We start from the raw sequence: 23,617 nt of genomic DNA, 5'->3' as shown, positions 1-23,617 counted from the left end.
GCGGTCCGGAGCCCTCAGTCGCGGATCTCGTAGATCAGGTTGAAGGGCGTCTCCGCGGCCCTGCGGAAGGAGCCGAAGCCGGCCTCGGTGGCGACCTCGCGGGTGCGCTCCTCACCGGCCTGGGCGCCGAGGGCGCGGCCGACCTCCTGGGACTGCGAGGCCGGGGTGCAGATCAGCGAGGAGGCGGCGTAGAGGGCGCGGCCGAGCGGGTTGAGGTTGTCGGGCAGAGCGTCGTTGGCGAAGGGCTCCACCAGCATCACGGTCCCGTCGGGGGCGAGCTGCTCCCGGGTGTGCGCGAGGGCGCCGACCGGGTCGCCCATGTCGTGCAGGCAGTCGAAGTAGGTCACCAGGTCGTAGGGGCCGCCGCCGAAGTCCTTGGCGCCGGCGATCTCGAAGTCAACCCGTTCGGACGCCCCCGCGTCGGCGGCGAGCTTGCGCGCGGCGTCCACGGACGGCGCGTGGTAGTCGAAGCCGGTGAACCGGGAGTTGGGGTAGGCCTCGGCCATCATCAGGGTCGAGTGCCCGAGACCGCAGCCGATGTCGGCGACCCGGGCGCCGGCCTCCAGCCTGGCGGTGACTCCCTCCAGCGCCGGCAGCCACTCGGCGACCAGGTGGGCGGCGTAGCCGGGGCGGAAGAAGCGCGCGGTCCCGGCGAAGAGGTCCGGCTGGTGCTCGTGCCAGCCGACGCCGTGGCCGTCCTTGAACGCCCGGGTCAGCGCCTCGCGGTCGGCGGGGGCGGTGCAGGCCAGGAACGCCTGGAAGCCGCCGAGGACGAAGACGGGGCTCTCCTCGTCGGTGAAGGCGGCGATCTGCTCGGGCGCGAGGTGGAACCGCCCCTCTCCGTCGTGGGTGACGTACCCGCTGGCCGCCATGGCGGACAGCCACTCGCGGACGTTGCGTTCCACGGTGTCCGTGCGCGCGGCGAGTTCGGCGGAGGTGACGGGCCGGCCGTCGGCCATGGCCCGGAACAGCCCGAGCCGTTCGCCGATCAGCGCGAGGGGCGCGATGGCCACGCCCCCGAGGTCGTTGACGACCTGTCCGAGGAGGGCGTTGAGACGGTCCTCGTCCAACGTGCTCATGTCCACAGCCATGCCACACCTCCTGCTCAGGGGCCGGCTCTGATGCTGCAAGCGTTTCACCGCGGCAGCCAGGGGACAATCCGGCCAAGCTACGCATTTCGGATGAGTGCGCCGCGTCGCAGCCACGAACGGCCCGCGCTCCGCGAGCCGCCCGGCAACCGCCCACCCGCCCGTCGCCTGCACGCCACCGGCGGTTGCCCTGGCGTCCGCCTGGAACCGGAAGGCTGCACGCGTGTCGAACGCTGCAGCGCGCACCCTCGGCCTGGGCGGGACCTGCCTCATCGCGCTCGGCGGTGCGAGCGGCGCGGGCGCGCTCTCCACCGGTGACCCCGCACCCTGGCACCGTCCGGGGCTCGGTCTGTACGGGACGTACGCGGGCCTGGTCGTACTGCTCGCCGCCTGGTGGCTGCTGGGCCGCCGGGTCGGCCGAGCGGCTTCGACGCCAAGGGAGTTGACGCTGACGCTGATCGTGTGGGCGGCCCCGCTGCTCGCCGCGCCGCCGCTGTTCAGCCGGGACGTCTACAGCTACGTGGCCCAGGGCGCCATGGCACGGGCCGGGATGGACGTCTACCTGCACGGCCCGGACCTCCTCGGCGGTCCGCTGCTGCGGGACGTCGCCCCCGCCTGGCGGCACACGCCCGCGCCGTACGGCCCGGTCTTCCTCACCGTGGCCGACGCCCTCGAGCCCACGGGAGTGCTCGGGCTGCGCCTGCTCGCCCTCGCCGCGGTGGTGCTCCTGGCCGCCCTGCTGCCGCCGCTGGCGCGCCGGTGCGGGGTCGACCCGGCGGCAGCCCTGTGGCTCGGGGCGCTCAACCCGCTGGTCCTGCTCCACCTGGTGGCCGGAGCCCACAACGACGCGCTGATGCTGGCGCTGGCCGCCGCCGCCCTGCGCGCCGCGCTCGACTCGCGTCCGGTGCTCGCCGCCGTCCTCGTCGCCCTCGCCGCGCTGGTCAAGGCACCCGCCGCGCTCGGGCTCGGCGTCGTCGCGTCGGTATGGGCGGCGGACCTGACGGGCCGTCTGCGCACCCTGCGCGGACTGCTCGGCGCCCTGGCCGTGGCCGCGGTCACCGCCGCCGCCGTGACCGCGGCGGCAGGGACCGGCTACGGCTGGGTCGGTGCCCTCGGCACCCCGGTGACGAGCGACAACTGGTCCCTGACCGGTCTGCTCGGGCGGCTCACGGCGCCTCTGGCCGGACCGGAGGCCCTGCCCGCCTGGCGGGCGGCCGGACTCGCCGTCACCTGCTGCGCCGCACTGGCCGCCTGGCGCCATCGCGCCAGGCTCGGCCCGGTGCACGCGCTGGGCCTCGTGCTGCTGGCCCTGGCGCTGCTCGGTCCCGCCCTGCGCCCGTGGTACCTGCTGTGGGGACTGGTCCCGCTGGCCGCGGCGGCGCCTCCCGGCCGGACCCGCCGGTGCGCCGCGGCCGCCAGCTGCCTGTTCTCCCTGACCGTGCTTCCGAGCGGATTCCCGCCGGACGCCAGGCAGTTGGCGCTCGCCGTGGCCGGCGCCGGGACGGCCGTCCTGGCGCTGCTCGCCCTGCGCGCGTCGCGGGGGCCGCGGATGGCCTCGGCATGAGCGCGCGCCCCGTCCGCGCCTGGACGCTGCCGCTGCTGCTGGTCCCCGCGACCACCCTGTTCATGCTCGAAGTCCCCTTCTACCGGGGCTGGTTCGACCTGTACGTGTACCGCGGAGCGGTGGGTGCCTGGATCCTGCACGGCACCAGCCTCTACGGGTACCGGCTGCCCGGCACGGGCTACGGCTTCACCTACCCGCCGTTCGCCGCACTCTGCCTCGCCCCACTGGCCCTGGTCCCGCGCTGGGCCGCGGTGACGGCGATGTTCCTCGCCAACACCGCCGCCTCGTTCCTGGTCCTGCGGCTGCTGCTCGGACGGCTGAGCCTCCGCCACCTGGCGGTGGCCGCATGCCTGTTCGTGATGCTGGAGCCGGTCCGGGACACCTTCAGCTTCGGCCAGGTCAACCTGCTCCTGCTGGCGCTGGTGCTGCTGGACGAGCGGCTGGGCCGCTGGTGCGGGGTGCTGGTCGGCGTGGCCGCCGCCGTCAAGCTGACCCCCCTCCTGTTCGTCGGACGACTGCTGGCCGGCGGGCGGCATCGGGCCGCGGCCCTGGCCGCGACGACCGCCGCCGCCACCTCCGCCCTCGCCTGGCTCCTCGCCCCGCGGGCCTCGCACCGGTACTGGACACGGGAGTTGTGGGACACGCACCGCATCGGCGACCTGTCCTACGTGAGCAACCAGTCGCTGCGCGGCGTCGTCGCCCGGCTGGGCGACCCGGGCGGCGGCACGCCGCTCTGGCTGGCACTCGCCGCCGTGACCCTGGCCCTCTGGCTGCGCGGGGTGCGCCGGTCGGACGACGCCACCGGCCTCGCCCTCACGAGCGCGGCCGCCTGCCTGCTCAGCCCCGTCACCTGGGTGCACCACCTGGTCTGGCTGCTGCCCGCGCTCGCTCTGCTGGTGCGGCGCGGCCACCGGATCGCGGCCGGTGCGGTGTACGTCGTCCTCTGCAGCAGCCTGGTCTGGCTGTGGCGCTTCGACAGCTCGGGCGTTCCGGCCTTCCTGGGCGCCAACGCCTATGCGTGGCTGGCCGTCTGGCTGCTCGTCACGCTTCCGCCTCCGGGCCGGATCCCCTACGGCGCTCCCGGACGTCTGGACTGACGTCCTCAGCCTCCTCCTCCCCTCCCGCACGCGCGCTCTGAGGTGCCGTCAGTTCCCTTCCCACACAGGTTTCTGACATGTTCTAGACAGAGGAACCACAGCCTGGTTGATTACCTCCTGGCCCTCGCGCCTCGCCAACTCGCCCTCGCCAGGAGGAATCCGTGCGTCTGCCTTCCCTCAGGACCGCCCTCCGTTCCGCCGCCGTGCTCGCCGTCGCCGCGCTCGGAGCCACCGCGTTGGCGCCCGCCGCCACGGCCCGACCTGCTCCCGCGGGCCAGTCGCTCTCCGTCTCCGCCCACTTCGGCGTGAAGCCGCTGCGGGCCGGCGGCGCGCCCGCCGCGACCCGGGCGGCGACCGGCTCGACCCTCACCGTCCGCTCCTCACGGAGCACCGGTGTGGTGTCGCCCAACCCCCGGGTGTACCTGGTGTTCTGGGGTTCCCAGTGGTCGAGCGACCCGGCCGGGGTGGCCGCCGACCTGCAGAGCATGTTCCGCGGGCTCTACGGCGCGCAGGACACCTGGGGCACCATCCTCACCCAGTACTGCGAGGGCGTGCCCAAGGGCACGTCCACCTGCGGGAGCAGCGGCGTCCACGTCACCCATCCCGCCGCCGCGCCGCTGGCGGGCGTGTGGTTCGACAACGCCGCCGCCGCGCCCTCGAAGGCCACCGCCAGCCAGCTCGCGGGCGAAGCCGCCGCAGCTGCCGCCCACTTCGGCAACACCACGCAGACGCCCAACCTCAACGCCCAGTACGTCGTGGTCTCCCCGACGGGAACCCACCCCGACGGCTTCCCCAACACCGGCTTCTGCGCCTGGCACGACAAGACCAGCTCCAGCTACGGCACCCTCGCCTACACCAACCTCCCCTACATCCCCGACCTCGGCGCCGGAGCCTGCACCACCCTCACCGACGGACGGCTGCTCTCGGGCATCGAGTCCACCGAGACGCACGAGTACGCCGAGACGGTCACCGACTTCTGGCCCAGCATCGGCTGGAACGGCAGCGGCGGCGAGATCGGCGACGAGTGCGAGAACATGGACGCCTACGTGCCGCTGTCCACGGGCACCTTCGACCTCCAGGGCCTCTGGTCGAACAGTGCCGGCGCCTGCGTGACGCAGGGCTGAGCACCCGAGCGGCTGTCGGAGCTCAGCCCTTCACCCGGGCGGCCAGCACGGCGATGTCGTCCTCGGCCGTCTCCGGGGCCACCTGACGGAGCACCAGGTCGAGCAGGGCGTCCAACGGGGCCGACGGGTCGGGGCGGAGCTCCGTGAGCCGGGCCAGCGACGCGTCGATGTCCTCGCCGCGGCGTTCGACCAGTCCGTCGGTGCACATCAGCAGGACCTGACCGGGCGTCAGCGGGTGCACGGCCGACTCGTAGGCGCCCAGTCCGGTGCCGAGCGGCGGACCGGTGGGCACGTCGAGCAGTTCGGTCGTCCCTTCGGCGACGCCGAACAGCGCGGGCGGCAGGTGCCCGGCGCTGGCGAAGGTGCACCGGGCCCGCCCCGGATCGACGAGGGCCAGCAGGCAGGTGGCGGGGCGGGTGGCCTCGTTCTCCGCCGTGAGCGCGTCCACTTGGAGCAGGATCCGGTGCGGCGGCAGGTCGGTCGCCGCGACGTAGCGCAGCATCGAGCGGTAGGCGCTCATGTCCACGGCCGCCTCCACGCCGTGGCCCATGACGTCGCCGATGACCAGCAGAGTGCGGCCGTACGAGAGCCTGATGGTCTCGAACCAGTCCCCGCCGACCATGGTCGCCGTGCCCGACGGGCGGTACCGGGTGGCGAGTTGGAGGTTGGGGTGCGGGCTGCCGGGCTCCGCCAGCAGGGCCCGCTGCAGGTCCAGCGTGATGCCCTGGGAGCGGGCGTAACGCTGGGCGTTGTCGAGGCTGACGGCCGCCCGGTCGGCGACGTCCCGCAGCACCTGCACCTCGGCCTCGCTGAACGCGGCTCCCCCGGGCCGGGTCCGTGCGCGTCCGGCCGTGAGCACGCCCAGGGTCCGCCCGCGGGTGTGCAGCGGGACGACCAGCGCGGTGCCGATCCCGGCCGCCGTGTACCCGGCTCGGAGCGCCGGATCGGTGCTCCACTGCGCGAGGTCCTCGTCGCTCAGCAGCGCGGCGGAGAGCACCACCCGGCGCTCACGCAGGCTGCGTGCGGCGGCGTCCTGCGGGGAGTAGCGCACGCCCCGGCCGTGCCGCAGCGGCGGATCGGCTGCCGCGGCCGCGCCCGTCGCGTCGGCGACGGCGGTGCGTTCCGCGCGCACCGGCCCGGCGGCCGTTCCTCCCGGCGCCTGCGGATCGGTCAGCAGCTCGACGGTCACCAGGTCGGCGAAGCGGGGTACGGCGAACCGGGCGAGTTCGCCGCTGCTCGTCTCCACGTCCAGGCTGCTGCCGATGCGTTCCGAGGCTTCGGCCAGCACGGCCAACCGGGCCTGGGCCGAAACGAGTTCGTCCCGTGGAGCCGCTCTGGCGGCCAGTGCGTACACCGCGACCCCGAACGGCTCGCGCCCGGCCTCCTCCAGTGGGGCGCAGGCGCAGATCCACCACCAGCCGTCGCCGCCCGGGCGGTCCGGCACGGTCCCGGCCAGCTGTCCGGCGGTCCCCTCGGCGAGGGTGACGGCCAGCAGTTCGGGCGCGCCCGCCCAGGCGGCGAGCACCTCCGCCCCGGCCCGACCCAGCAGTCCCGACGCCGCCGTCCCGGTCATCTCCTCGAACGCGGGATTGACCCAGCGGCAGACCAGGGCGCGGTCGAACAGGGCGACCGCGGTGGGCGCCCGCCCCACCAGCGCGCCCGGAGAGTCACCGCCGCCCCGCGCGAGCGCGGCGAGCAGCGCGCTCATGCGGTCCCGCTCCCTCCCGCTCAGCTGCGCAACTCCTCCGGGACGGCCGCCAGCGCCTCCTGGATGGCGGCGACCAGCGCACGGGCGGACTCGGCCGTCAGCTCTAGCGCGACGCGCTTGGCCGGGTCGCGGTCCGGGTCGGCGAAGTCGATGTTCAGCGTGTGCTCGGCCATGGCGTGCACCGGGTGGTCGAAGTACACGGTGGCGCGGGAGACATGGAACCAGGCGCCGCCCGGCCCCTTGGCGCTGCCGTCGACCTCGGTGCGCACGGTCGTGTAGGTGCACATGCTCAGGCCTCCAGGTGGGTCCGGAAGAACGCGGCGATCCGCTCCCAGCCGTCGTTCGCGGCGGCGACGTTGTAGGAGGGGCGGTCCGTCGCGAAGAAGGCGTGGCCGGCGCCCTCGTAGGTGTGGAACTCGTAGGTCTTCTCGTTGAGGTCGAGGATCCGCTCCAGCTCGGCGACCTGCTCCGGGCCGGGGAAACGGTCCTCCGCGCCGAACAGGCCGAGCAGCGGGCAGCGCAGCTGCGGCAGGTCCTCGACCAGGTTGCGCACCTGCAGCGGGTAGTCCTGCGGCGGGGTACCGGTCACGAAGGCGCCGTAGCAGTCGACCGCCGCGTCCAGATCCAGGTGGCATGCGGCCAGCACGCTCTGGCGTCCGCCGGAGCAGTACCCGATGACACCCGCCTTGCCGTTGCTGCTGGGGAGTTGGCGGAGGAACTGGGCGGCCCCGGCGACGTCGCCGACCAGCCGCTCGTCCGGGACGCCGCCCTGCGCCCGGGCCACCGCGGCGGCGTCTGCCGGGTCGGCCCCGGGGGCCTCGCGGGTGTAGAGGTTGGGGCAGACCGCGTCGAAACCGAGTTCGGCGAAGCGGCGGGTGATCTCCTTGGTGGCCCGGTCGTAGCCGGGAAGGTGGTGGATCACCACCACGCCGCCGCGCGCCGCGCTGCTGAGCGGCTGCGCGAAGTAGGCCTCGATCTCGTCCCCGTCGTGGCCGGTGATGCGGATGGTGTCCGCGGTGAGCGAGTCGTTCATGCCGCCATCCAAGCAGAGCGAAGCGGACGACCGGGATGCGGCTCGCCTCCCGGGCCGCCCCCGCCTTGACCGCGAACGTATCCTGGCGCTCGGGATCATGACGGTGTGTCACCGGGGCGAGAGCGAGCGGACGGGGGTCGTGGTGGACGTCCTGACGGTACGGAAGGCCAGGAAGTTGTTCGCGCTGGCGGACCGGGACTACGTGGGTGCCCGGCGGAGACTGGAGGGCGCCCGACTCCTGCTGGGCCTGGCCCCCGAGCGCCGGGCCCCGCTGCTGCCGCTGCTCCGGGAGCAGTGGCTCCGGGCGGTCTCGGAGGACCCGGGGCTGGCGCTGCGCTCGATCTTCGTCCACACGGCCGCCCACCCGGACGCGCTCACCGACGCCTTCCTGGACGAGGCCCTCGACACCTGGCTGGCGACCAGGGTCCAGCTCTCCGGCAATGTCCTGGCCGACCTGGACAAGGACCTCGGCGTCACCGGCCGGGGACTGGACGCCCGCCTGGCCGACCGCTGCCGGAGCCGCCCCGCCGAGGACCTGCCGCCCGACTTCCGCTTGGCCCTCGCCGAGGCCCGCATCGAGGCCCGGATCGCCGATCCGCCGATGGAGCTGCTCGTCGCGCTGGGCCCGCTGGACGAGGCGGACTGGTGGTGCGACGTCGGCGCGATGGCCCTGCGGCAGGCGAAGTTCGACACCGCCCGGGAGCACTTCCGCCGGGCGGCGGAGCTGGGCTGCGCACAGGTGCGCCCCTTCGTGGTGCACCTGGAGCTGCAGGCAGCCTGGTGGGACGACGAGGACCCCGAGGTGGTCCGCCACGCCCTGATCACCGCCCGCGAACTGGACCCGAACCCGGATCCCGACCTGCGGCTCTACCTCGCCTGCCGGGCCCTGCTCGCCGAACTGCCCACGGATCTGGGGGAGCTGGCCGCCCTGGACGTGGACCGGACCGACCTGCGCGACGTCTGGCTCGCCGTCGCCGCGGTGCGGGAGCGACGCCACGAGGAGGCGCGGCACAGGCTGCGGGAGGCCCTGGCGGGCCGGGCTCCGCTGCGGGGTCGCAGTCCCCGCACGGCCTACGGCCGCGACCTGCCGTACGAGGAGGAGGTCCAGGAGTTCGCCGAGGAACTGCTGCTCCTGCTGGCCCGCGAGGAGTACGGGGAGGCACGCGAGTTGCTCACCGCCGAGCGCCTGGAAGATCTCCTGCCCGGCCTCGACGGCCTCGCCCCGGTCCCGCTGCGCTACCGCGCCCTGGAGGTCGAGGACGACGACCCGGACGACTTCGACGACTTCCCGGGCTTCCACGGCTTCCGGGACATGGCCGACGACTCCGGTGACCACGTCGAGGACGACGCCCCGGAGGACACTCCCCCGGAGGACCGGCCTCCACTGGACGCCACGGTTTGACGGCATGTCAGCCGCCGCGCAGGGTAAGGCTGTCGGGGGCCCGGCCGAGCAGGGGCGCCCCGGGGGCGTGGAGCGGAGGTGAGCGGCGCTGAGCTTCGCCACGCTGGCGGTGGTCTCCCTGGCCGCCGTCCTGGGACCGCTGCTGGCCCTGCCGCGCCGCTGGCACCTTCCGGTGGTGCTGGGCGAGCTGCTGGCCGGCGTCCTCCTGGGGCCGACCCTCGCCGGCTACCTGGACCCGCACGACCGGACCTTCACCTTCCTGGCCGACATCGGCTTCGCACTGGTGATGTTCGTCGCCGGAGCCCATGTCCCGGTCCGGGACCGGCGCCTGCGGTCGGGACTGGGCGCCGGAGCGCTGCGCGCCGCCGCGGTGGCCGGGCTCGCCCTGCTCCCGGCCTGGGCGCTCGCCCGGGCGTTCCACACCGGCCACACCGCCCTGTACACGGTGCTGTTCGCCTCCTCCTCCGCGGCGGTGATCCTCCCCGCGCTCGACTCGCTGCGTCTCGGCGACGCCGCCGTCCTGCAACTGCTGCCCCAGGTGGCCGTGGCGGACACGGCGTGCAGCATCGCCCTGCCGCTGGTGATCGACCCCGCCCATGCGGGGCGGGCGGCGCTCGGCGCGCTGGCCGTGGTCGGCTGCGCGTTCGCGGCGTTCCTGATCCTGCGTCAGGTCGAGCAGCGCGGCTGGCGGCGGCGCGTGCACCGGCTCTCCCAGGCGCGCGGCTTCGCCCTGGAGCTGCGGTTCAGCCTGGCCCTGCTGTTCGCACTGGCCGCGCTCGCGGTGGCCACCCATGTCTCGATCATGCTGGCGGGCTTCACGCTCGGCCTGGCGGTGGCCGGAGTGGGCGAGCCGCGCCGCCTCGCCAAGCAGCTCTTCGCACTGACGGAGGGCTTCCTCGGCCCCCTGTTCTTCCTCTGGCTCGGCGCCTCGCTGAACCTGCGTCAGCTCGGGCGGCATCCGGCCGACCTGCTCCTCGGCGCACTGCTCGGCCTGGCCGCGCTCGCCGTCCACGCCGCGATGCGGCTGACCGGCCAGCCGCTGCGGGCCGGTGTGGTCGCGGCGGCGCAGATGGGCATCCCCGTCTCGGCGGCGGCGCTCGGTACCCAGTCGCACCTGCTGGACGACGCGGAGGCGGCCGCGCTGATGCTCGGCGCGGTGATCACCCTGGGCGCGCTGGCGTTGACCGCGGCCGTCGGCGGCAGGTCCGATGAAGCACCGCACTGATGCGAGAGCAGTGCTCTTGACAGGGAGAGCGCCGGTACCAGATCATTGCTCTCGGAACAGAGCAGCAGTCCGCAGCACTCCCCACACGAGGTGAACACCCATGGCGCTCCACGTGATCGTCGGCGCCGGACCCATCGGGTCCGCCACCGCCCTGCAGCTGGCCGAGCGCGGCGAGCAAGTCCGGATCGTCACGCGCAGCGGCGGCGGCCCCGAGCACCCGGCCGTGGAGCGGGTCGCGGCGGACGCCACCGACGCCGACCGGCTCACCGAACTCGCCACCGGCGCCGCCGCCCTCTACAACTGCGCCAGCCCGCTCTACTACCGCTGGTTCACCGACTGGCCGCCGCTCGCCGCCGCGCTGCTCACCACCGCCGAGCGCACCGGCGCGGTCTACGCGGTGATGAGCAACCTCTACGGCTACGACGCGAGCCAGGGCCCGATCAGCGAGTCCACCCCCGTCGTCGCCACCCACCCCAAGCTCCGCCTGCGCGCGGAGATGTGGGAGACCATCAGGTCCGCGCACGAGGCCGGGCGGGTCCGCGCGGTGGAGGTCCGCGCGAGCGACTACATCCAGGCCAACAGCATCTTCACCTTCGCTATCGGCGCCCCGCTGCTGGCCGGCAAACGCGCCTACACGCCGACCGCCCTGGACGTCCCGCACAGCTGGACCTCGATCAACGACGTGGCGAAGCTGCTGACCGTGGTGTCCGGGGAGGAGCGCGCCTGGGGCCGGGTCTGGCACGTGCCCACCAACGCGCCGCTGACGGTGCGTCAGCTGGCCACCCGCTTCACCGAGGTCAACGGACTCCCGGCGCCCAAGCTCACCGTGCTGCCCTACCCGGCGCTGTGGACCTACGGCCTGTTCGACCCGATGGTCCGCGAACTGCGGCACACCCGCTACCAGTTCGTCCGCCCCTTCACCATCGACTCCCGGGCCGCGGAGGCCGAGTTCGGGCTCGCCCCCGAGCCGCTGGACGACGCGCTGCGGGAGACGGCGGCCCTGCTGGCCAAGTGACGCGGCAGGTGCCCGGTCCCGCCGGCTCGGCGGGGCCAGGCACCCTTCCACGTCGCCGGGCGTCCGGCGTCCGGGCTCACACCTCGATCGGCACCTCGTACACCTCCGAGGTCGGGTGCCCGGCCCGCTCGTGCACCCGCATGACCGCCTCCCGGTCCGGTCCCGTCGACAGGCAGAAGACCTTGCCGGACTTCGGGTCCATCCAGGCGTGCTCGAAGTGGACCCCCTCGTCGCCCTCGATGGCCAGGTCCGCCGCGTGCGCCTCCTTCAACTGCTCCTCGGTGATGCCGGTCATGCCGCTGTGTACGTCCATGAACGTGGCCATGACCGCTCCTTCCTGTACTGGGAGCCCTGGCGTCATTCTCCCCCCGTCCTCCGGGCCCCGCCGATCCGGCCGGGCGGAGCGCTACGGCGTGAGGACGTCGGCGAGGTCGTAGCTGACGGGTTCCTCCAGTTGGGTGTACGTGCAACTGCGCGGCTCGCGGTCGGGGCGCCAGCGGCGGAACTGCGCCGTGTGCCGGAAGCGGTCGCCCTGCATGTGGTCGTAGGCGACCTCGACGACCCGCTCCGGGCGCAGCGGCTGCCAGCTCAGGTCCTTCTTCCCGGTCCAGCGGCTCTGGCCGCCGGGGAGCCGGTCCTTCTCCTGGGCCTCCGCGTCCGCCCACTCGGCCCACGGGTGGCCGGCCACCGTCTCCATCCGCAGCGGTTCCAGCTCCGCGACCAGCTCCTGACGGCGTTTCATGGGGAAGGACGCACACACCCCCACGTGCTGCAGCCGCCCCTCGCCGTTGTAGAGGCCGAGCAGCAGCGAGCCCAGCACCGGCCCGCTCTTGTGCCAGCGGAAGCCCGCGACCACGCAGTCCGCCGTCCGCTCGTGCTTGACCTTGACCAGCACCCGCTGGTCCGGGCGGTAGGGCAGGTCCAGCGGCTTGGCGACCACCCCGTCCAGGCCGGCGCCCTCGAACTGCTCGAACCACTGCTGCGCCACCGCCTGGTCCAGCGTGGCCGGCGCCAGGTGCACCGGGGGCCCGGCGTCGGCCAGCGCCTGCTCCAACAGCTCGCGGCGCTCCCGCTGCTGAACCTCCATCAGGTCCCGGTCGTCCAGCGCCAGCAGGTCGAAGACGACCATCGACGCGGGCATGGTCTCCGCGAGCAGCCGTACCCGCGACTCCGCCGGATGGATGCGCTCGGTCAGCGCGTCGAAGTCCAGCCGCCCGTCACGGGCGATGACGATCTCCCCGTCGACGACGCACCGGTTCGGCAGGTTCGCCCGCAGCGCGTCCACCAGTTCGGGGAAGTACCGGGTCAGCGGCTTGCCGTTGCGACTGCCGATCTCCACCTCGGGGCCGTCGCGGAACACGAGCGCCCGGAAGCCGTCCCACTTGGCCTCGTACTGCATGCCGGACGGGATCCGCGTGGCGGACTTGGCCAGCATCGGCAGCACCGGGGGCATCACCGGAAGATCCATACCGCGATTGTGCGTCCGCCCACCGGCCGTCGCTCGGCAGGCGCACCCACCGGGCCCGGCCTAACGTGACGGCATGAGCGACGCGCAGGAACTCCAGGTCGGCGAGCGGACGGTGCGGATCACCCATCCGGACAAGGTCTACTTCCCCGAGCGCGGCCTGACCAAGCTGGACCTCGCCCAGTACTACCTGGCCGTCGGCGACGGCATCCTCCGCGCGTTGCGCGACCGGCCGACCACTCTTGAGCGCTACCCCGAGGGCGTGGGCGGCGAGTCCTTCTTCCAGAAGCGGGCGCCCAAGGACATGCCGGACTGGATCCCCACCGCGCGCATCTCCTTCCCCTCCGGCCGGTTCGCGGACGAGATGTGTCCCACGGAGACCGCGGCGGTGGTCTGGGCGGCCAACCGCGGCTGCCTCACCTTCCACCCGTGGCCGGTCCGCCGCGACGACACCGACAGCCCCGACGAACTGCGCATCGACCTCGACCCGCAGCCGGGCACGGACTACGCGGACGCCGTCCGCGCGGCGCACGAACTGCGGCCGCTTCTGGAGGAGTTGGGCCTGGAAGGGTGGCCGAAGACCTCGGGCGGGCGGGGCCTGCACGTCTTCGTGCCCATCGTCCCGGAGTGGACCTTCGTGCAGGTGCGGCGGGCCGCGATCGCCGTGGCCCGGGAGCTGGAACGGAGGATGCCGGACCAGGTGACCACGAAGTGGTGGAAGGAGGAGCGCGGCGAGAAGATCTTCGTCGACTACAACCAGACCGCCCGCGACCGCACGATCGCCTCCGCGTACTCGGTCCGCCCGTTCCCCCACGCCCCCGTCTCCGCGCCGCTGCGCTGGGAGGAGCTGGACGCGGCGGTGCCGCGCGACTTCGACCTGGTGACCATGCCCCGCCGCTACGCGGAGGTCGGCGACGTGCACGCGGCGATGGGTTCCGCCCCCTGCCGCCTCGACGCGGCACTGGAGCTCGCACGGCGCGACGAGCACGAGCACGGCCTGGGCGATCTGCCGTATCCCCCGGAGTACCCCAAGATGCCCGGCGAGCCCCCCCGGGTCCAACCCAGCCGCGCCCGCCGCCCGGCCCCGTAGGGGCCCGTCAGGGGCCCCTACGGGGGCGCGAGGAACTGCGCGAGCAACACACACCCCCCCCCGGGGAGGTCCGGCCCCGTGTGCAGGACGAACCTCCCCGGTTGGTGCGTCGCTCGCGCAGTTCCTCGCGCCCCTGACGGGGCCTGCAACTACCTCGCCCACTCCAGAAGTTGCTCCCTCGACCACGTCGTGATCACCCGCTCCGGAGCGATGCCCGCCTCCTCCGCGCGGGCGCAGCCGTACCGCTGCCACGCGAGCTGCCCCGGGGCGTGCGCGTCGCTGTCCACGCTGAACAGCAACTCCGGGATCTCCGCGGCCCGCTTCAGCATCGCCATCGGCGGATCCAGCCGGTCCGGCCGTGAGTTGATCTCCAGGGCGGTGCCGTGCTCCGCGCACGCGGCCAGCACGGCGTCCACGTCGAACTCGGACGGGGGCCGGAGCCTCCCGGTGATCTGCCGGCCCGTGCAGTGGCCGAGGACGTCCGTGTGCGGATTGGCGACCGCCGCCAGCAGACGGGGCGTCATCTGCCGCGCCTCCATGCGCAGTTTGGAGTGCACCGACGCCACCACCACGTCCAGCCGCTCCAGCAGTTCGTCCTCCTGGTCCAGGGAGCCGTCGTCGAGGATGTCGCACTCGATGCCGGTCAGCAGCCGGAAGTCGACGCCCTGCCGCTCGTACTCGGCGTTGACGGCGGCGACCACGTCCAGCTGCTGCCGCAGCCGGTCCGGGGAGAGCCCGCGTGCCACCGTCAGCCGCGGCGAGTGGTCGCTGAGCACCTGCCATTCGCGGCCCAGCTGCCGCGCCGCCTCCGCCATCACCTCGATGGGGCTGCCGCCGTCGGACCACTCGGAGTGGCTGTGGCAGTCGCCGCGCAGCAGCGCCTCCAGCTCCGCTCCCCCGGCGACGCCGTCCACAGCGGCCGGTCGCTGCTCCAGGTCCGCGAGATAGGAGGGGACCTTGCCCGCCAGCGCCTCGGAGATCACCTGCGCGGTCTTCGCGCCCACGCCCGGAAGCACCGTCAACTCGCCCGCATTCGCGAGCGATCGGAGTTCGGTCCGGTCGACCCGGCGCACTTCGGCGGCGGCGGTGCGGAAGGCGCGGACCCGGTAGGTCTCGGCCCCGCTCCGCTCCAGCAGGAAGGCGATGCGGTCGAGTGCTGCGTCGGGTTCCATGCGCTCCCCTCTGTGCCGCCGGAGATCCGCGGGAGGTGGCTCCACTCTTCCACGGGCACCGTCCGGACACGACCGCAGTGCACCCGACCGGTCGGCGAGGACTCGGGGCCGACCGCCGCCGGTGAATGTTGCAGTCCGGTCATAGTCGACGTGCTGTTCGTCACCGGGCCGACGATCCGTCAGTGCGCGGGTGTAGCGTCCTGGTTCGCACAGACACTTCTCAGGGGGAGGACCCTCATGCGCACCGTCAAGACGTACTGTACGGCCGCGGTGGCGGGCGTCGGGCTGCTCGGCCTGGCGGCCTGCGGCGGTACGGCCGGCACCGGGACCACCGCCGCCAAGGGCGTCGACAAGGCCGTGCAGAGCGTGGCCGAGGCGATGGCGCTGACCACGAAGTCCACCCAGCAGTACCGCTCGGTCAAGATCTCGCTGGACGAGAAGATCCAGGTCCAGGGCAACAACGTGAACGTGACCGGCGACGGCGCGATGTCCTGGAAGCCGCTGGCGATGGATATGACCATGCACAGCTCGCAGTTGGCGGCCCAGCTCGGGTCGTCCGACATCCGCACGCTGATGACCGGCACGACGATGTACATGGGCTTCACCGGCGCCGCCCCGAAGGGCATGGACGGCAAGCACTGGATGAAGCTCGACTTCTCGTCCATGGGGGCGGCCGGCCGGGCGATGGCCCAGCAGCTGAACAAGGCCAGCGGGCAGGACCCGGCCAGCCAGGTCAAGCTCGCCACGTCCTCCAACGACCTCAAGCGCGTCGGCACGGAGACGGTGAACGGCGTGACCGCCACCCACTACGCGGGCACGGTGAACCTGGCCAAGGCCGCGGCCAAGCAGGGGCTGGACGCCGACCTCAAGTCCGTGCTCGACCAGGACGCCAAGCTGGGCATCGACACCATGAACGTGGACCTGTGGGTGGACGGCCAGAACCGGCCGGTGAAGATCCACCAGAGCACCCCGGCCACGGCCAAGGTCGTCATGGACGTCACGATCGACTACTCGGACTACAGCAACACCCCGGTCACCGTCACTCCGCCCGCCCCCTCCGACACGGTGGACCTGGCGAAGCAGCTGAGCGGCCTCAAGGGCTGAGCCGCAGCGCGCCCGCGCCGCCCGAGAGGGCGGCGCGGGCGCGGACGGCGCGTCACACGGGCAGGGTTCCACCCAGGCCGGTCACCGTGGCGACGGCCAGCGCCAGCGTGTCGGTGGCGATGGCGGCGACCGCGGCGACGACCTTCGTCGGGTCGGCGGACTTGACCGCGTCGAGCAGGGCGGCCACGTCGGCCTGCAGTTTGGCAGCCGCGTCCTTCACCGGATTGGGGACCGGCACCGGAGCGCTGAGCGACGGGCTCGGCAGCGGGACCAGGTCACCGGGCGGGCGCTCCGCCGTGCCGCGTGCCGTCGCCGGGGCCGGGACGGTGGCGACCAGCGTGTCGAGCGCGGACTTCACCTTGTCCGCCTGCGCCTGCAGGTCCGCCGGGCTCGGCGGGGTCTTGCCGGTCGCCGCGCCGACCAGGCTCTGCACCTGCTGGGTGACCGCACCGAGGGCGCCGAGGCCGGCGATCTGCTTGGCGGGATCCGGTGCGGCGACCGGGAGTTGGGGCGTGGCGTGGCCGGCCGTGGCGGGCTGCGGCGCGGCCCCGGAGGCCAGAGCCGTCGCGGCGGTCGCGGCGCCGCCTGCGGTGACGGCGGCCGCTGTGATCAGCGCGACCAGGGCGGTGCGGGGGCGTGTGGGACGCATGTGCGCTGTTCCTCCATGTCTCGAACATGACTCGGCGGGGGCATCGTTGCCCTCTGCCGCACTGAGCTGCGGTCGGCCGACCTCGCCCGCCCACCGTCGCCCGCCCGTCCACGGAGCGGCAATCGGAGACGCACGCCCAGGTGTCCATGTGGGCTACCCCGAGCCCCCGTTCCGCCGTACCGCCCGTCGAGGCTTGCGCCGACCGCGCGTCACCGCCCGGCACCCAGCCACCCTGTCGGACCCTTGATGCAGTTGACGGGAGCACGCCAGCCTGAGGGATCCGGCTACCGCCCGGTAGCACCGGTGGCCCATCAGGAAGGCGCCCTCATGCCCCGCCTGCGCCCGGCTCTCACCGCACTCTCCGCCCTCGCCCTCGGGCTCGGCGCGCTGCTCCCCGCGAGCACCCCCGCCGTGGCCCAACCCTCGGGCTCCACCGGCGCGTTCAACAGCCTGACCGGGGGCAGCCACCCCGACTGGATGGCTTCCGTCCCGGACGCCACCGGGCTGGCGACCCTGTCCCTGCCCGGCACCCATGACACGCTCGCCATCCACGGCGGCCTGGCACCGTGGGCCTACGAGGCGCAGGAGGACCACGGCGACGGCGCGCAGACGCTCACCGCCCAACTCCTCGCCGGGATCCGGGTGGTGGACATCCGGGTGCGCGTGGTCGACGGCGGCACCGCGTTCGCGATCCACCACACCGACGTCTACCAGAACGCCAACTTCGACGACGTGCTCACCCGACTGGCGGCCTTCCTCGCCGACCACCCGCGCGAGACCGTGCTGCTCAACCTGCACGGCGAGTGCGACGGCGACAGCACCGAGGGCGGCAGCGGCAGCAGCTCCATCGGCCACTGCGCGGACGACCCGGGCGATCTGACGGCGGATCAGCGTCAGGCCGTCTTCCGCGGCTACCTGGCCCGCTATCCGGGCCTGTTCTGGGCGCCCGGCGTCACGGGCAGCAGCACCGCCGCCACGCCCGCCCTGAGCCAGGTCCGCGGTCACGTCGTGCTGACGGCCTTCACCGGCCCGCGCGGTGAGGTCTACCCGGGATACGGCCTGACCGACCTGACCACCGGCGACTGGGGCCGGTACGTCGAGAACGACTACCAGCAGTGCGACCTCGGCGCGAAGTGGTCGGAGGTCCAGGCCAACCTGGACCGCGCGAGCGCGGACACGTCGGGCCACCTGTGGACCACGTACACCTCGGCCAACTGCGCGCCCTTCGGCGCCGGCCCCGCCGACGTCGCGGGGGGCTACCTGTGGGGCACGGGCGAGAACCAGCGGCTGCTCGACCGCCTGGCCGGCGGAGCGGATCCGCGCACCGGCATCGTGTTCACTGACTATCCCGGGCACGCACTCGTCGATGCGCTGATCCGCCGCAACCCCGGCGCGGCCGCCGGGTGACCGCCCGACCCCGGCCGGCGGCTCGCCCCGGTCAGGCGCCCGGAGGCTGGGTCCTGACGGAGGTGATGGCGGCCAGCGTCTGCACCACCGCCTGCTCGACGCGCTCGCGGTCAACGCCGGCCGCATGCAACGGACCGGTGCCGTCCTCCTGCTCCAGCAGCCCGAGCAGGATGTGCTCGGTGCCGATGTAGTTGTGGCCCAGGCGCAGCGCCTGACGGTAGGTCAGCTCCAGGGCCTTGCGCGAGGGGCCGTCGTACGGGGTGACCGCAGGCGGCTGCTCGACCCGGGGCGGCAGTGCGGCGGTGGCGTTCGCACGGACGCCGTCGAGGGTCGCGCCGAGCCCGGTGATCACCTGGGCGGCCAGGCCGTCGGGATCGGCGAGCAGGCCGAGCACCAGGTGCGCCGGGGTGATCTGGGCGCTGCCGGCGGCGTGCGCCTCGTTCTGCGCGGCGGCGATGACGTTGCGGGCGCGCGGGGTGAACCGGGCGAACCCGGCCGCTGGGTCGAGTTCGGCCGGCTCGCCGCCCTCCTTGGGCACGAAGCGCTTCTGGGCGGCCTGGCGGGTGACGCCCATGCTCTTGCCGATGTCGGCCCAGGACGCCCCGGAGCGGCGGGCCTGGTCGACGAAGTGGCCGATCAGGTGGTCGGCCAGCTCCCCCAGGTGGTCGGCCGCGATCACGGCGTCGGTGAGCTGGTCGAGCGGCTGCTGGTGGGCCTTCTTGATGGCCTCGATCAGGTCGTCGAGGCGCACGGGACTCGTGAACGGAAGCGGTTGGCTCATATGTCAACCATAGGTTGACATGCGAAGGGATGTCAACCGTCAGTTGACACTCGCCGTGAGCGGGGCCCCCGGTGAGAATGGGCCCATGCTGCTGCAGCGGGTTGCGGAGACCTCCCGGGCGACCGGATCGGAAGCCGGGCGCAATGCCAAGGTGGCGCTCCTGGCCACCCTGTTCCGGGACTTGGACGAGGCCGACCTGCGCGCCGCCGTCTCGCTGCTGTCCGGCGAGTCCCGCCGGATGCGCGTCGGCGTCGGCTGGGCCTCGTTGCGCGAGCTGCCCCCTCCGGCCGAGCGGCCCACCCTCGGCATCGCCGAGACCGAGGCGGTCCTGCTGCAACTCGCGCAGGCCCAGGGGCCGGGCTCGCAGGCCGTCCGCCGCGCCCTGCTCGACGGCCTCTTCGCCCGCGCCACGGCGGTCGAGCAGGACTTCCTGCGGGCGGTGCTGGTCGGGGACCTGCGCCAGGGCGCCCTCGACGCCCTGGTCGGCGACGCGGTGGCCAAGGCCGCCGGGGTACCGGTGGCGGACGTGCGCCGGGCGCTGATGTTCCGCGGCTCGGCCGCCGCCGTGGCCGCCGCCGCGGTCACCGGCGGAGCTCCCGCACTACGCGCCTTCGGCCTCCAACTCGGCCGCCCGGTACGCCCGATGCTCGCCGCCTCGGCACCCGACCTGCCGACCGCACTGGAGCGGATCACCCCGGCGGTCCTGGACTGGAAGCTGGACGGCATCCGGGTACAGGTGCACCGCGACGGCGGAGACGTCGCCGTCTTCACCCGCAGCCTGGACGACATCACCGCCCGCGTTCCCGAGGTGGTCGAGGCGGCCCTGGCCCTGCCGGTCCGCTCCGCCGTCCTGGACGGCGAAGCCATCGCGCTCGACCCCGAGGGCCGGCCGCGCCCCTTCCAGGTGACGGCCGCCCGCACCGCCTCGCGTCAGGACGTCAACCGACTGCGCACCGAAGTACCCCTGAGTGTGAACTTCTTCGACCTGCTGCACCGCGACGGCGACGACCTCCTGGACCGCCCGGCGACGGAGCGCTTCGCGGCCCTCGCCGACTCGGCTCCCCCCGCACTGCTGGTCCGACGCACCGTCACCGGGGACCCGGACGAGGCCGCCGGGTTCTTCCGGGAGGCCCTGTCCCGAGGCCACGAGGGCCTGGTCGTCAAGGATCTGACGGCCCCTTACCAGGCCGGCCGGCGCGGGGCCGGCTGGATCAAGGTCAAGCCCCGGCACACCCTGGACCTGGTCGTCCTCGCCGCGGAGTGGGGCAGCGGCCGACGCCGCGGGTGGCTGTCCAACCTGCACCTCGGCGCCCGCGGCGACGAGGAGCTGGGCCCCTGGGTGATGCTCGGCAAGACCTTCAAGGGGCTCACCGACGAACTGCTCGCATGGCAGACCCGCGAGCTGCTCGCCCGCGAGACGCACCGCGACGACTGGACCGTGCACGTGCGTCCGGAACTCGTCGTGGAGATCGCGTTCGACGGGTTGCAGACCAGCCCGCGCTACCCCGGCGGACTCGCCCTGCGCTTCGCGCGCGTCCTGCGGTACCGCTCGGACAAGGGCCCCCTGGAGGCGGACACCTTCGCGACGGTGCGTACCCTAGCAAACTGACGGAGCGTCAGAGTCAATATGCCAAAAGCATATTGATTCCGCTTCAGGCTTCACCTGAAGTCACTATGCTGCCCGTCGTTCACGCGCGAAGTCCTGCCATACTCCCGCCATTCCGCCCCAAGGACCCAGATGGTTCCAACTGGATCACCCGGTATCGCCGAACGTCGTACACTCCTCGCCCTGCCCGTCGTCCTCGCTCTGGCCACCCTGGTGGCCGTGCTGCTCGTCCCCGCCTCGGCCCGCTGGTCCGTCGCCGTGGCCGGAGTCGTCGCCGCCCTCGCGGTCGGCGCGTTGAGCGCCGAGACGGCGCGGCGTGGCCGTGCCCTGGACCGGCTCCGCGTCCAGCAGCGCGCCACGGAGGCCGCCCTGCAGCAGCGCCTCGCCGAGCAGGAGGTCCAGATCCTGCTGCTCGCCGAGAAGTTGCTGCCGGAAGCGGTCACCCGCATCCAGCGCGGCGAGTTCTTCGAGGACATCCTGGAGGACCTGGCTCCGCGGCCGGGCACCACCACCCCCGAGTTCCGCGCCGCGGCCCAGGCCGCCCTGCGCACGGTGCTCGAGGCGGTCGACAACGAGGAGGGGCTGCGCGAGTCGGCGCAGCGCGCCTTCGTCAACATCGCCCGCCGCGTCCAGGCGATCGTCCACCGCCAGGCCCAGGACCTGCGCGAGATGGAGGACCGCCACGGCGAGGACCCGGCCGTCTTCGACGACCTGCTCCGGCTCGACCACGGCAACGCCCTGGTCGGCCGGCTCGCCGACAGCATCGCCGTCCTCGGCGGCGCGCGTCCCGGACGCCAGTGGGGCAAGGCCGTGCCGCTCTACAGCGTGCTGCGCGGCGCGATGTCCCGGATCCTCGACTACCAGCGGGTCCAGCTGCACCCGGTCACCGGCGTCGCGGTCGTCGGCCCGGCGGTCGAGCCGCTCATCCACGCCCTGGCCGAGCTGCTGGACAACGCCACGCGCTACTCCCCTCCCCACACCCGGGTCCACCTCACCGCCGTCGAGGTGCAGACCGGCATCGCCGTCGAGATCGAGGACGGCGGCCTCAGCCTCAGCGAGGAGGGCCGCGCCCGCGCCGAGCGGATGCTGCGCGAAGCCCAGGCCGGCATCGACCTCAACGACCTGGGCGAGACCCCGCGTCTCGGCCTCGCCGTCGTCGGCCGGCTCGCGCACGCATACGGCTTCCAGGTCTCGCTGCGCCCCTCCGCCTACGGCGGCGTGCGCGCCGTGCTGATCGTGCCCCAGGAACTGATCACCAGCACCCCCGCCACCGGCATGGCCCACGGCATCGGCATCGCGTCGGGGCCGCGCCCCGCCACCCCCGAGCCGCGGCCCGCGCCCGAGCCCTGGCTGGCGCCCGAGCCGCGCCAGGCCCCGGACGAGTTGCCCCGCCGCCGCCATGCGGCCGGCCCGGTGACCGCCGAACCCGCGCACGGCGAGGGCGGGTTGACCCGCTCGCCCGCCGGACTGCCGCAGCGGCGCCGCCGGGCGCTGCGTGAGGACGCGCTGCGGCAGCGGCCCGCCACGGACGCCGAGCCGGTGCAGCCGGGCATGTGGCTCGACGCCTTCACGAGCGGCATCAAGGGCGAGGACAGCGACGAAGCGTCAGGATCGTCAGGCAGGGGTGGACAGCAGTGATCTCCCAGCACGTCAGCAATCTTCCGAACATGGACTGGATGCTCCGCGACCTCGCGGAGAGCGTCCCGCAGACCCGCCACGTCGTCGTGCTCTCGGCGGACGGGCTGCGCATCGCCCAGCACGGCGACGACCAGGACGCCGCGGACCGGCTGGCCGCGGCCTGCGCGGGCCTGCAGAGCCTGGCCGGGGCGGTCGGTGCCGAACTCCCGCAAGGGGACGGCAGAATGCGTATGGTGGTCATCGAACTCGTCGGCGGCTTCTTCTACTTGATGGCCGCCGGACCCCGCGCCTACCTCGCCGTGCTGGCGCAGGAAGGCGTGGACGCGGGCCTGATGGGCCAGCGGATGCGGGACCTGGTGGCCCGCATCGGCGAGCACCTGACCACCCCGCCCCGACTGGACGGATCTCCCGGATGACCGAACGGAACCCACGGAACCCCCAGGACCCCCGGAGCCCGCACCAGAACGAGAGCTGGGACGAGGGCGGCCCGGAACGCCTCTACGTGATCACCGGAGGCCGTACGGCCTGGGCCGGCCGGGCGGCCATCGACCTGGTCTCCCTGGTCGTCGCCCGCGCCGAGGCGGACCCGCTGCTCCAGCCCGAGCAGGCGGCGATCCTCCGGCTGTGCCGGTCCCCCCTGTCCGTGGCCGAGATCTCGGCCTACCTGCGGCTGCCCGTGAGCGTCATCACGGTGCTGGTCGCGGACCTGCTCGACCGGGGGCGCGTCGAGGTGCGCGCCCCCGTGCCCCTGGCCATGCTCCCTGATGCTGCCCTGCTGGAGGCGGTGATCCATGGACTACAGAGACTCTGAACCGTTCCACGCGCCGCGCAGCGAGGACATGCTGCCGGACTCGGCGGCGGCCGCCGTCAAGGTCGTCATCGTGGGCGGATTCGGTGTCGGCAAGACCACCCTGGTCGGCGCGGTGAGCGAGATCCGGCCGCTGACGACCGAGGAGACCATGACCCAGGCGGGCGTCGGCGTCGACGACCCGCGCGGGGTGAAGTCCAAGACGGAGACCACCGTCGCGATGGACTTCGGGCGCATCTCGATCAACGAGGAGTTGGTGCTCTACCTGTTCGGCACCCCCGGGCAGGAGCGCTTCTGGTTCCTCTGGAACGGCCTGTTCGAAGGCGCGCTCGGGGCGGTCGTCCTGGTGGACACCCGGCGTCTCGAGGTCAGCTTCGACGTGATCGGCCGGCTGGAGGAGCGGGGCGTGCCCTTCGTGGTGGCCGTCAACGACTTCCCGGAGTCGCCGAGCTACCCGGTGGACGACCTGCGGACCGCGCTGGACCTGCCCGAGCAGGTCCCCATCGTCGTGTGCGACGCCCGCAGCCGCGGCTCGGCCCGGGACGTGCTGATGGCGTTGATGCGCTACCTCTACGCGATGACGACGGCGCCCAGGACGCCCGAGCTGCTGTGAGTTGACGCGGGGCGGTCGGGGGTAGGCG

Annotated in this window: 23 protein-coding genes; 14 read left to right on the top strand and 9 right to left on the bottom strand. The window is 73.5% G+C overall.

The genetic code is table 11. The features are described from left to right. Positions 1-14 precede the first annotated feature (14 nt). Positions 15-1,091: a methyltransferase domain-containing protein gene (locus ACFP3V_RS04745; RefSeq protein WP_380580026.1), complete on the bottom strand. Its 1,077-nt coding sequence runs from the start codon at positions 1,089-1,091 to the stop codon at positions 15-17. Positions 1,092-1,311: 220 nt separating this feature from the next. Here ACFP3V_RS04745 and mptB point away from each other — a divergent pair, with 220 nt between their 5' ends. From mptB to ACFP3V_RS04730, 3 genes are all read left to right on the top strand, one after another. After that, positions 1,312-2,652 carry a polyprenol phosphomannose-dependent alpha 1,6 mannosyltransferase MptB gene (gene mptB, locus ACFP3V_RS04740; RefSeq protein ID WP_380580024.1) on the top strand — a complete coding sequence of 447 codons (1,341 nt, stop codon included), beginning with the start codon at positions 1,312-1,314 and terminating at the stop codon, positions 2,650-2,652. Next, complete coding sequence (locus ACFP3V_RS04735) at positions 2,649-3,749, top strand: glycosyltransferase 87 family protein (protein ID WP_380580022.1); 1,101 nt, start codon at positions 2,649-2,651, stop codon at positions 3,747-3,749. The genes mptB and ACFP3V_RS04735 overlap by 4 nt, the downstream gene beginning before the upstream one ends. A 161-nt stretch (positions 3,750-3,910) precedes the next feature. Next, positions 3,911-4,873, top strand: a complete 963-nt coding sequence (locus tag ACFP3V_RS04730) for a hypothetical protein (protein ID WP_380580020.1) — start codon at positions 3,911-3,913, stop codon at positions 4,871-4,873. A gap of 22 nt (positions 4,874-4,895) precedes the next feature. Here the strand turns inward: ACFP3V_RS04730 and ACFP3V_RS04725 are convergent, their stop codons facing one another. Genes ACFP3V_RS04725 through ACFP3V_RS04715 form a run of 3 tightly spaced genes read right to left on the bottom strand, consistent with a single transcriptional unit; the run spans position 4,896 to position 7,614 of the window. Next, the gene (locus tag ACFP3V_RS04725) at positions 4,896-6,581 is read right to left on the bottom strand and encodes a SpoIIE family protein phosphatase (RefSeq protein WP_380580018.1); all 1,686 of its coding nucleotides are present in this window, start codon (positions 6,579-6,581) and stop codon (positions 4,896-4,898) included. Between the two features lie 20 nt (positions 6,582-6,601). Next, complete coding sequence (locus ACFP3V_RS04720) at positions 6,602-6,868, bottom strand: DUF6295 family protein (RefSeq protein ID WP_380580016.1); 267 nt, start codon at positions 6,866-6,868, stop codon at positions 6,602-6,604. A 2-nt stretch (positions 6,869-6,870) separates the two neighbouring features. Next, on the bottom strand, positions 6,871-7,614 hold the full coding sequence (locus ACFP3V_RS04715; RefSeq protein ID WP_380580014.1) for a dienelactone hydrolase family protein: 744 nt from the start codon (positions 7,612-7,614) through the stop codon (positions 6,871-6,873). A gap of 97 nt (positions 7,615-7,711) precedes the next feature. Here ACFP3V_RS04715 and ACFP3V_RS04710 point away from each other — a divergent pair, with 97 nt between their 5' ends. The 3 genes from ACFP3V_RS04710 to ACFP3V_RS04700 all read left to right on the top strand — a co-directional run bounded on the left by ACFP3V_RS04710 (position 7,712) and on the right by ACFP3V_RS04700 (position 11,256). After that, on the top strand, positions 7,712-9,016 hold the full coding sequence (locus tag ACFP3V_RS04710; RefSeq protein ID WP_380580012.1) for a hypothetical protein: 1,305 nt from the start codon (positions 7,712-7,714) through the stop codon (positions 9,014-9,016). A gap of 109 nt (positions 9,017-9,125) precedes the next feature. After that, entirely contained in the window at positions 9,126-10,241 is a 1,116-nt protein-coding gene (locus ACFP3V_RS04705; protein WP_380580010.1) for a cation:proton antiporter, read from the top strand. A 100-nt stretch (positions 10,242-10,341) separates the two neighbouring features. After that, positions 10,342-11,256 carry an NAD-dependent epimerase/dehydratase family protein gene (locus ACFP3V_RS04700; protein WP_380580008.1) on the top strand — a complete coding sequence of 305 codons (915 nt, stop codon included), beginning with the start codon at positions 10,342-10,344 and terminating at the stop codon, positions 11,254-11,256. Positions 11,257-11,332: 76 nt separating this feature from the next. Here ACFP3V_RS04700 and ACFP3V_RS04695 read toward each other — a convergent pair whose 3' ends face one another. Together ACFP3V_RS04695 and ACFP3V_RS04690 are read right to left on the bottom strand one after the other, a co-directional pair. Next, positions 11,333-11,581 carry an SCO4226 family nickel-binding protein gene (locus ACFP3V_RS04695; RefSeq protein WP_380580006.1) on the bottom strand — a complete coding sequence of 83 codons (249 nt, stop codon included), beginning with the start codon at positions 11,579-11,581 and terminating at the stop codon, positions 11,333-11,335. 81 nt (positions 11,582-11,662) lie between these two features. Further along, complete coding sequence (locus ACFP3V_RS04690; RefSeq protein ID WP_380580004.1) at positions 11,663-12,724, bottom strand: ATP-dependent DNA ligase; 1,062 nt, start codon at positions 12,722-12,724, stop codon at positions 11,663-11,665. Positions 12,725-12,797: 73 nt separating this feature from the next. Between ACFP3V_RS04690 and ligD the strand changes: the two genes are divergently transcribed. After that, the gene (ligD, locus tag ACFP3V_RS04685; RefSeq protein WP_380580002.1) at positions 12,798-13,811 is read left to right on the top strand and encodes a non-homologous end-joining DNA ligase; all 1,014 of its coding nucleotides are present in this window, start codon (positions 12,798-12,800) and stop codon (positions 13,809-13,811) included. 149 nt (positions 13,812-13,960) lie between these two features. Here the strand turns inward: ligD and ACFP3V_RS04680 are convergent, their stop codons facing one another. After that, entirely contained in the window at positions 13,961-14,983 is a 1,023-nt protein-coding gene (locus ACFP3V_RS04680) for a PHP domain-containing protein (RefSeq protein WP_380580000.1), read from the bottom strand. Between the two features lie 237 nt (positions 14,984-15,220). Between ACFP3V_RS04680 and ACFP3V_RS04675 the strand changes: the two genes are divergently transcribed. Then, entirely contained in the window at positions 15,221-16,087 is an 867-nt protein-coding gene (locus ACFP3V_RS04675) for an SCO4651 family lipoprotein (RefSeq protein ID WP_380579998.1), read from the top strand. Between the two features lie 52 nt (positions 16,088-16,139). On the opposite strand, the gene ACFP3V_RS04670 is transcribed toward ACFP3V_RS04675, so the two are convergent. Continuing rightward, complete coding sequence (locus ACFP3V_RS04670) at positions 16,140-16,736, bottom strand: hypothetical protein (protein WP_380579996.1); 597 nt, start codon at positions 16,734-16,736, stop codon at positions 16,140-16,142. A 327-nt stretch (positions 16,737-17,063) separates the two neighbouring features. Here ACFP3V_RS04670 and ACFP3V_RS04665 point away from each other — a divergent pair, with 327 nt between their 5' ends. Continuing rightward, on the top strand, positions 17,064-18,143 hold the full coding sequence (locus ACFP3V_RS04665; RefSeq protein ID WP_380579994.1) for a phosphatidylinositol-specific phospholipase C domain-containing protein: 1,080 nt from the start codon (positions 17,064-17,066) through the stop codon (positions 18,141-18,143). A gap of 31 nt (positions 18,144-18,174) precedes the next feature. Here the strand turns inward: ACFP3V_RS04665 and ACFP3V_RS04660 are convergent, their stop codons facing one another. Continuing rightward, the gene (locus ACFP3V_RS04660) at positions 18,175-18,924 is read right to left on the bottom strand and encodes a Clp protease N-terminal domain-containing protein (RefSeq protein ID WP_380579992.1); all 750 of its coding nucleotides are present in this window, start codon (positions 18,922-18,924) and stop codon (positions 18,175-18,177) included. Between the two features lie 85 nt (positions 18,925-19,009). Here ACFP3V_RS04660 and ACFP3V_RS04655 point away from each other — a divergent pair, with 85 nt between their 5' ends. From ACFP3V_RS04655 to ACFP3V_RS04635, 5 genes are all read left to right on the top strand, one after another. Continuing rightward, the gene (locus ACFP3V_RS04655) at positions 19,010-20,533 is read left to right on the top strand and encodes an ATP-dependent DNA ligase (RefSeq protein ID WP_380579990.1); all 1,524 of its coding nucleotides are present in this window, start codon (positions 19,010-19,012) and stop codon (positions 20,531-20,533) included. 129 nt (positions 20,534-20,662) lie between these two features. Further along, the gene (locus ACFP3V_RS04650; RefSeq protein ID WP_380579988.1) at positions 20,663-22,168 is read left to right on the top strand and encodes an ATP-binding protein; all 1,506 of its coding nucleotides are present in this window, start codon (positions 20,663-20,665) and stop codon (positions 22,166-22,168) included. Positions 22,169-22,197: 29 nt separating this feature from the next. Next, positions 22,198-22,584 (top strand): roadblock/LC7 domain-containing protein, encoded by a 387-nt coding sequence (locus tag ACFP3V_RS04645; RefSeq protein WP_380579986.1) that lies wholly within the window; start codon positions 22,198-22,200, stop codon positions 22,582-22,584. Continuing rightward, on the top strand, positions 22,581-22,979 hold the full coding sequence (locus ACFP3V_RS04640) for a DUF742 domain-containing protein (RefSeq protein ID WP_380579984.1): 399 nt from the start codon (positions 22,581-22,583) through the stop codon (positions 22,977-22,979). Before ACFP3V_RS04645 ends, ACFP3V_RS04640 begins: the two co-directional genes overlap by 4 nt. After that, entirely contained in the window at positions 22,960-23,589 is a 630-nt protein-coding gene (locus tag ACFP3V_RS04635) for a GTP-binding protein (protein ID WP_380579982.1), read from the top strand. The genes ACFP3V_RS04640 and ACFP3V_RS04635 overlap by 20 nt, the downstream gene beginning before the upstream one ends. The last annotated feature ends 28 nt before the right edge of the window (positions 23,590-23,617 follow it).

The organism is Streptacidiphilus monticola, from assembly GCF_042658505.1.
Classification (GTDB): domain Bacteria; phylum Actinomycetota; class Actinomycetes; order Streptomycetales; family Streptomycetaceae; genus Streptacidiphilus; species Streptacidiphilus monticola.
Note: the sequence above shows the minus strand (reverse complement) of the source record. Positions and strands in the feature narration are given on the sequence as shown.

Coding starts and splice junctions, on each gene's coding strand:
- ACFP3V_RS04640 (WP_380579984.1), top strand. CDS start 22,581: ATGACCGAACGGAACCCACGGAACCCCCAGGACCCCCGGAGCCCGCAC.
- ACFP3V_RS04675 (WP_380579998.1), top strand. CDS start 15,221: ATGCGCACCGTCAAGACGTACTGTACGGCCGCGGTGGCGGGCGTCGGG.
- ACFP3V_RS04710 (WP_380580012.1), top strand. CDS start 7,712: ATGACGGTGTGTCACCGGGGCGAGAGCGAGCGGACGGGGGTCGTGGTG.
- ACFP3V_RS04720 (WP_380580016.1), bottom strand. CDS start 6,868: ATGTGCACCTACACGACCGTGCGCACCGAGGTCGACGGCAGCGCCAAG.
- ACFP3V_RS04650 (WP_380579988.1), top strand. CDS start 20,663: ATGGTTCCAACTGGATCACCCGGTATCGCCGAACGTCGTACACTCCTC.
- ACFP3V_RS04695 (WP_380580006.1), bottom strand. CDS start 11,581: ATGGCCACGTTCATGGACGTACACAGCGGCATGACCGGCATCACCGAG.
- ACFP3V_RS04735 (WP_380580022.1), top strand. CDS start 2,649: ATGAGCGCGCGCCCCGTCCGCGCCTGGACGCTGCCGCTGCTGCTGGTC.
- ACFP3V_RS04725 (WP_380580018.1), bottom strand. CDS start 6,581: ATGAGCGCGCTGCTCGCCGCGCTCGCGCGGGGCGGCGGTGACTCTCCG.
- ACFP3V_RS04645 (WP_380579986.1), top strand. CDS start 22,198: ATGGACTGGATGCTCCGCGACCTCGCGGAGAGCGTCCCGCAGACCCGC.
- ACFP3V_RS04700 (WP_380580008.1), top strand. CDS start 10,342: ATGGCGCTCCACGTGATCGTCGGCGCCGGACCCATCGGGTCCGCCACC.
- ACFP3V_RS04680 (WP_380580000.1), bottom strand. CDS start 14,983: ATGGAACCCGACGCAGCACTCGACCGCATCGCCTTCCTGCTGGAGCGG.
- ACFP3V_RS04635 (WP_380579982.1), top strand. CDS start 22,960: ATGGACTACAGAGACTCTGAACCGTTCCACGCGCCGCGCAGCGAGGAC.
- ACFP3V_RS04670 (WP_380579996.1), bottom strand. CDS start 16,736: ATGCGTCCCACACGCCCCCGCACCGCCCTGGTCGCGCTGATCACAGCG.
- ACFP3V_RS04655 (WP_380579990.1), top strand. CDS start 19,010: ATGCTGCTGCAGCGGGTTGCGGAGACCTCCCGGGCGACCGGATCGGAA.
- ACFP3V_RS04660 (WP_380579992.1), bottom strand. CDS start 18,924: ATGAGCCAACCGCTTCCGTTCACGAGTCCCGTGCGCCTCGACGACCTG.
- ACFP3V_RS04745 (WP_380580026.1), bottom strand. CDS start 1,091: ATGGCTGTGGACATGAGCACGTTGGACGAGGACCGTCTCAACGCCCTC.
- ACFP3V_RS04715 (WP_380580014.1), bottom strand. CDS start 7,614: ATGAACGACTCGCTCACCGCGGACACCATCCGCATCACCGGCCACGAC.
- ACFP3V_RS04665 (WP_380579994.1), top strand. CDS start 17,064: ATGCCCCGCCTGCGCCCGGCTCTCACCGCACTCTCCGCCCTCGCCCTC.
- ligD (WP_380580002.1), top strand. CDS start 12,798: ATGAGCGACGCGCAGGAACTCCAGGTCGGCGAGCGGACGGTGCGGATC.
- ACFP3V_RS04690 (WP_380580004.1), bottom strand. CDS start 12,724: ATGGATCTTCCGGTGATGCCCCCGGTGCTGCCGATGCTGGCCAAGTCC.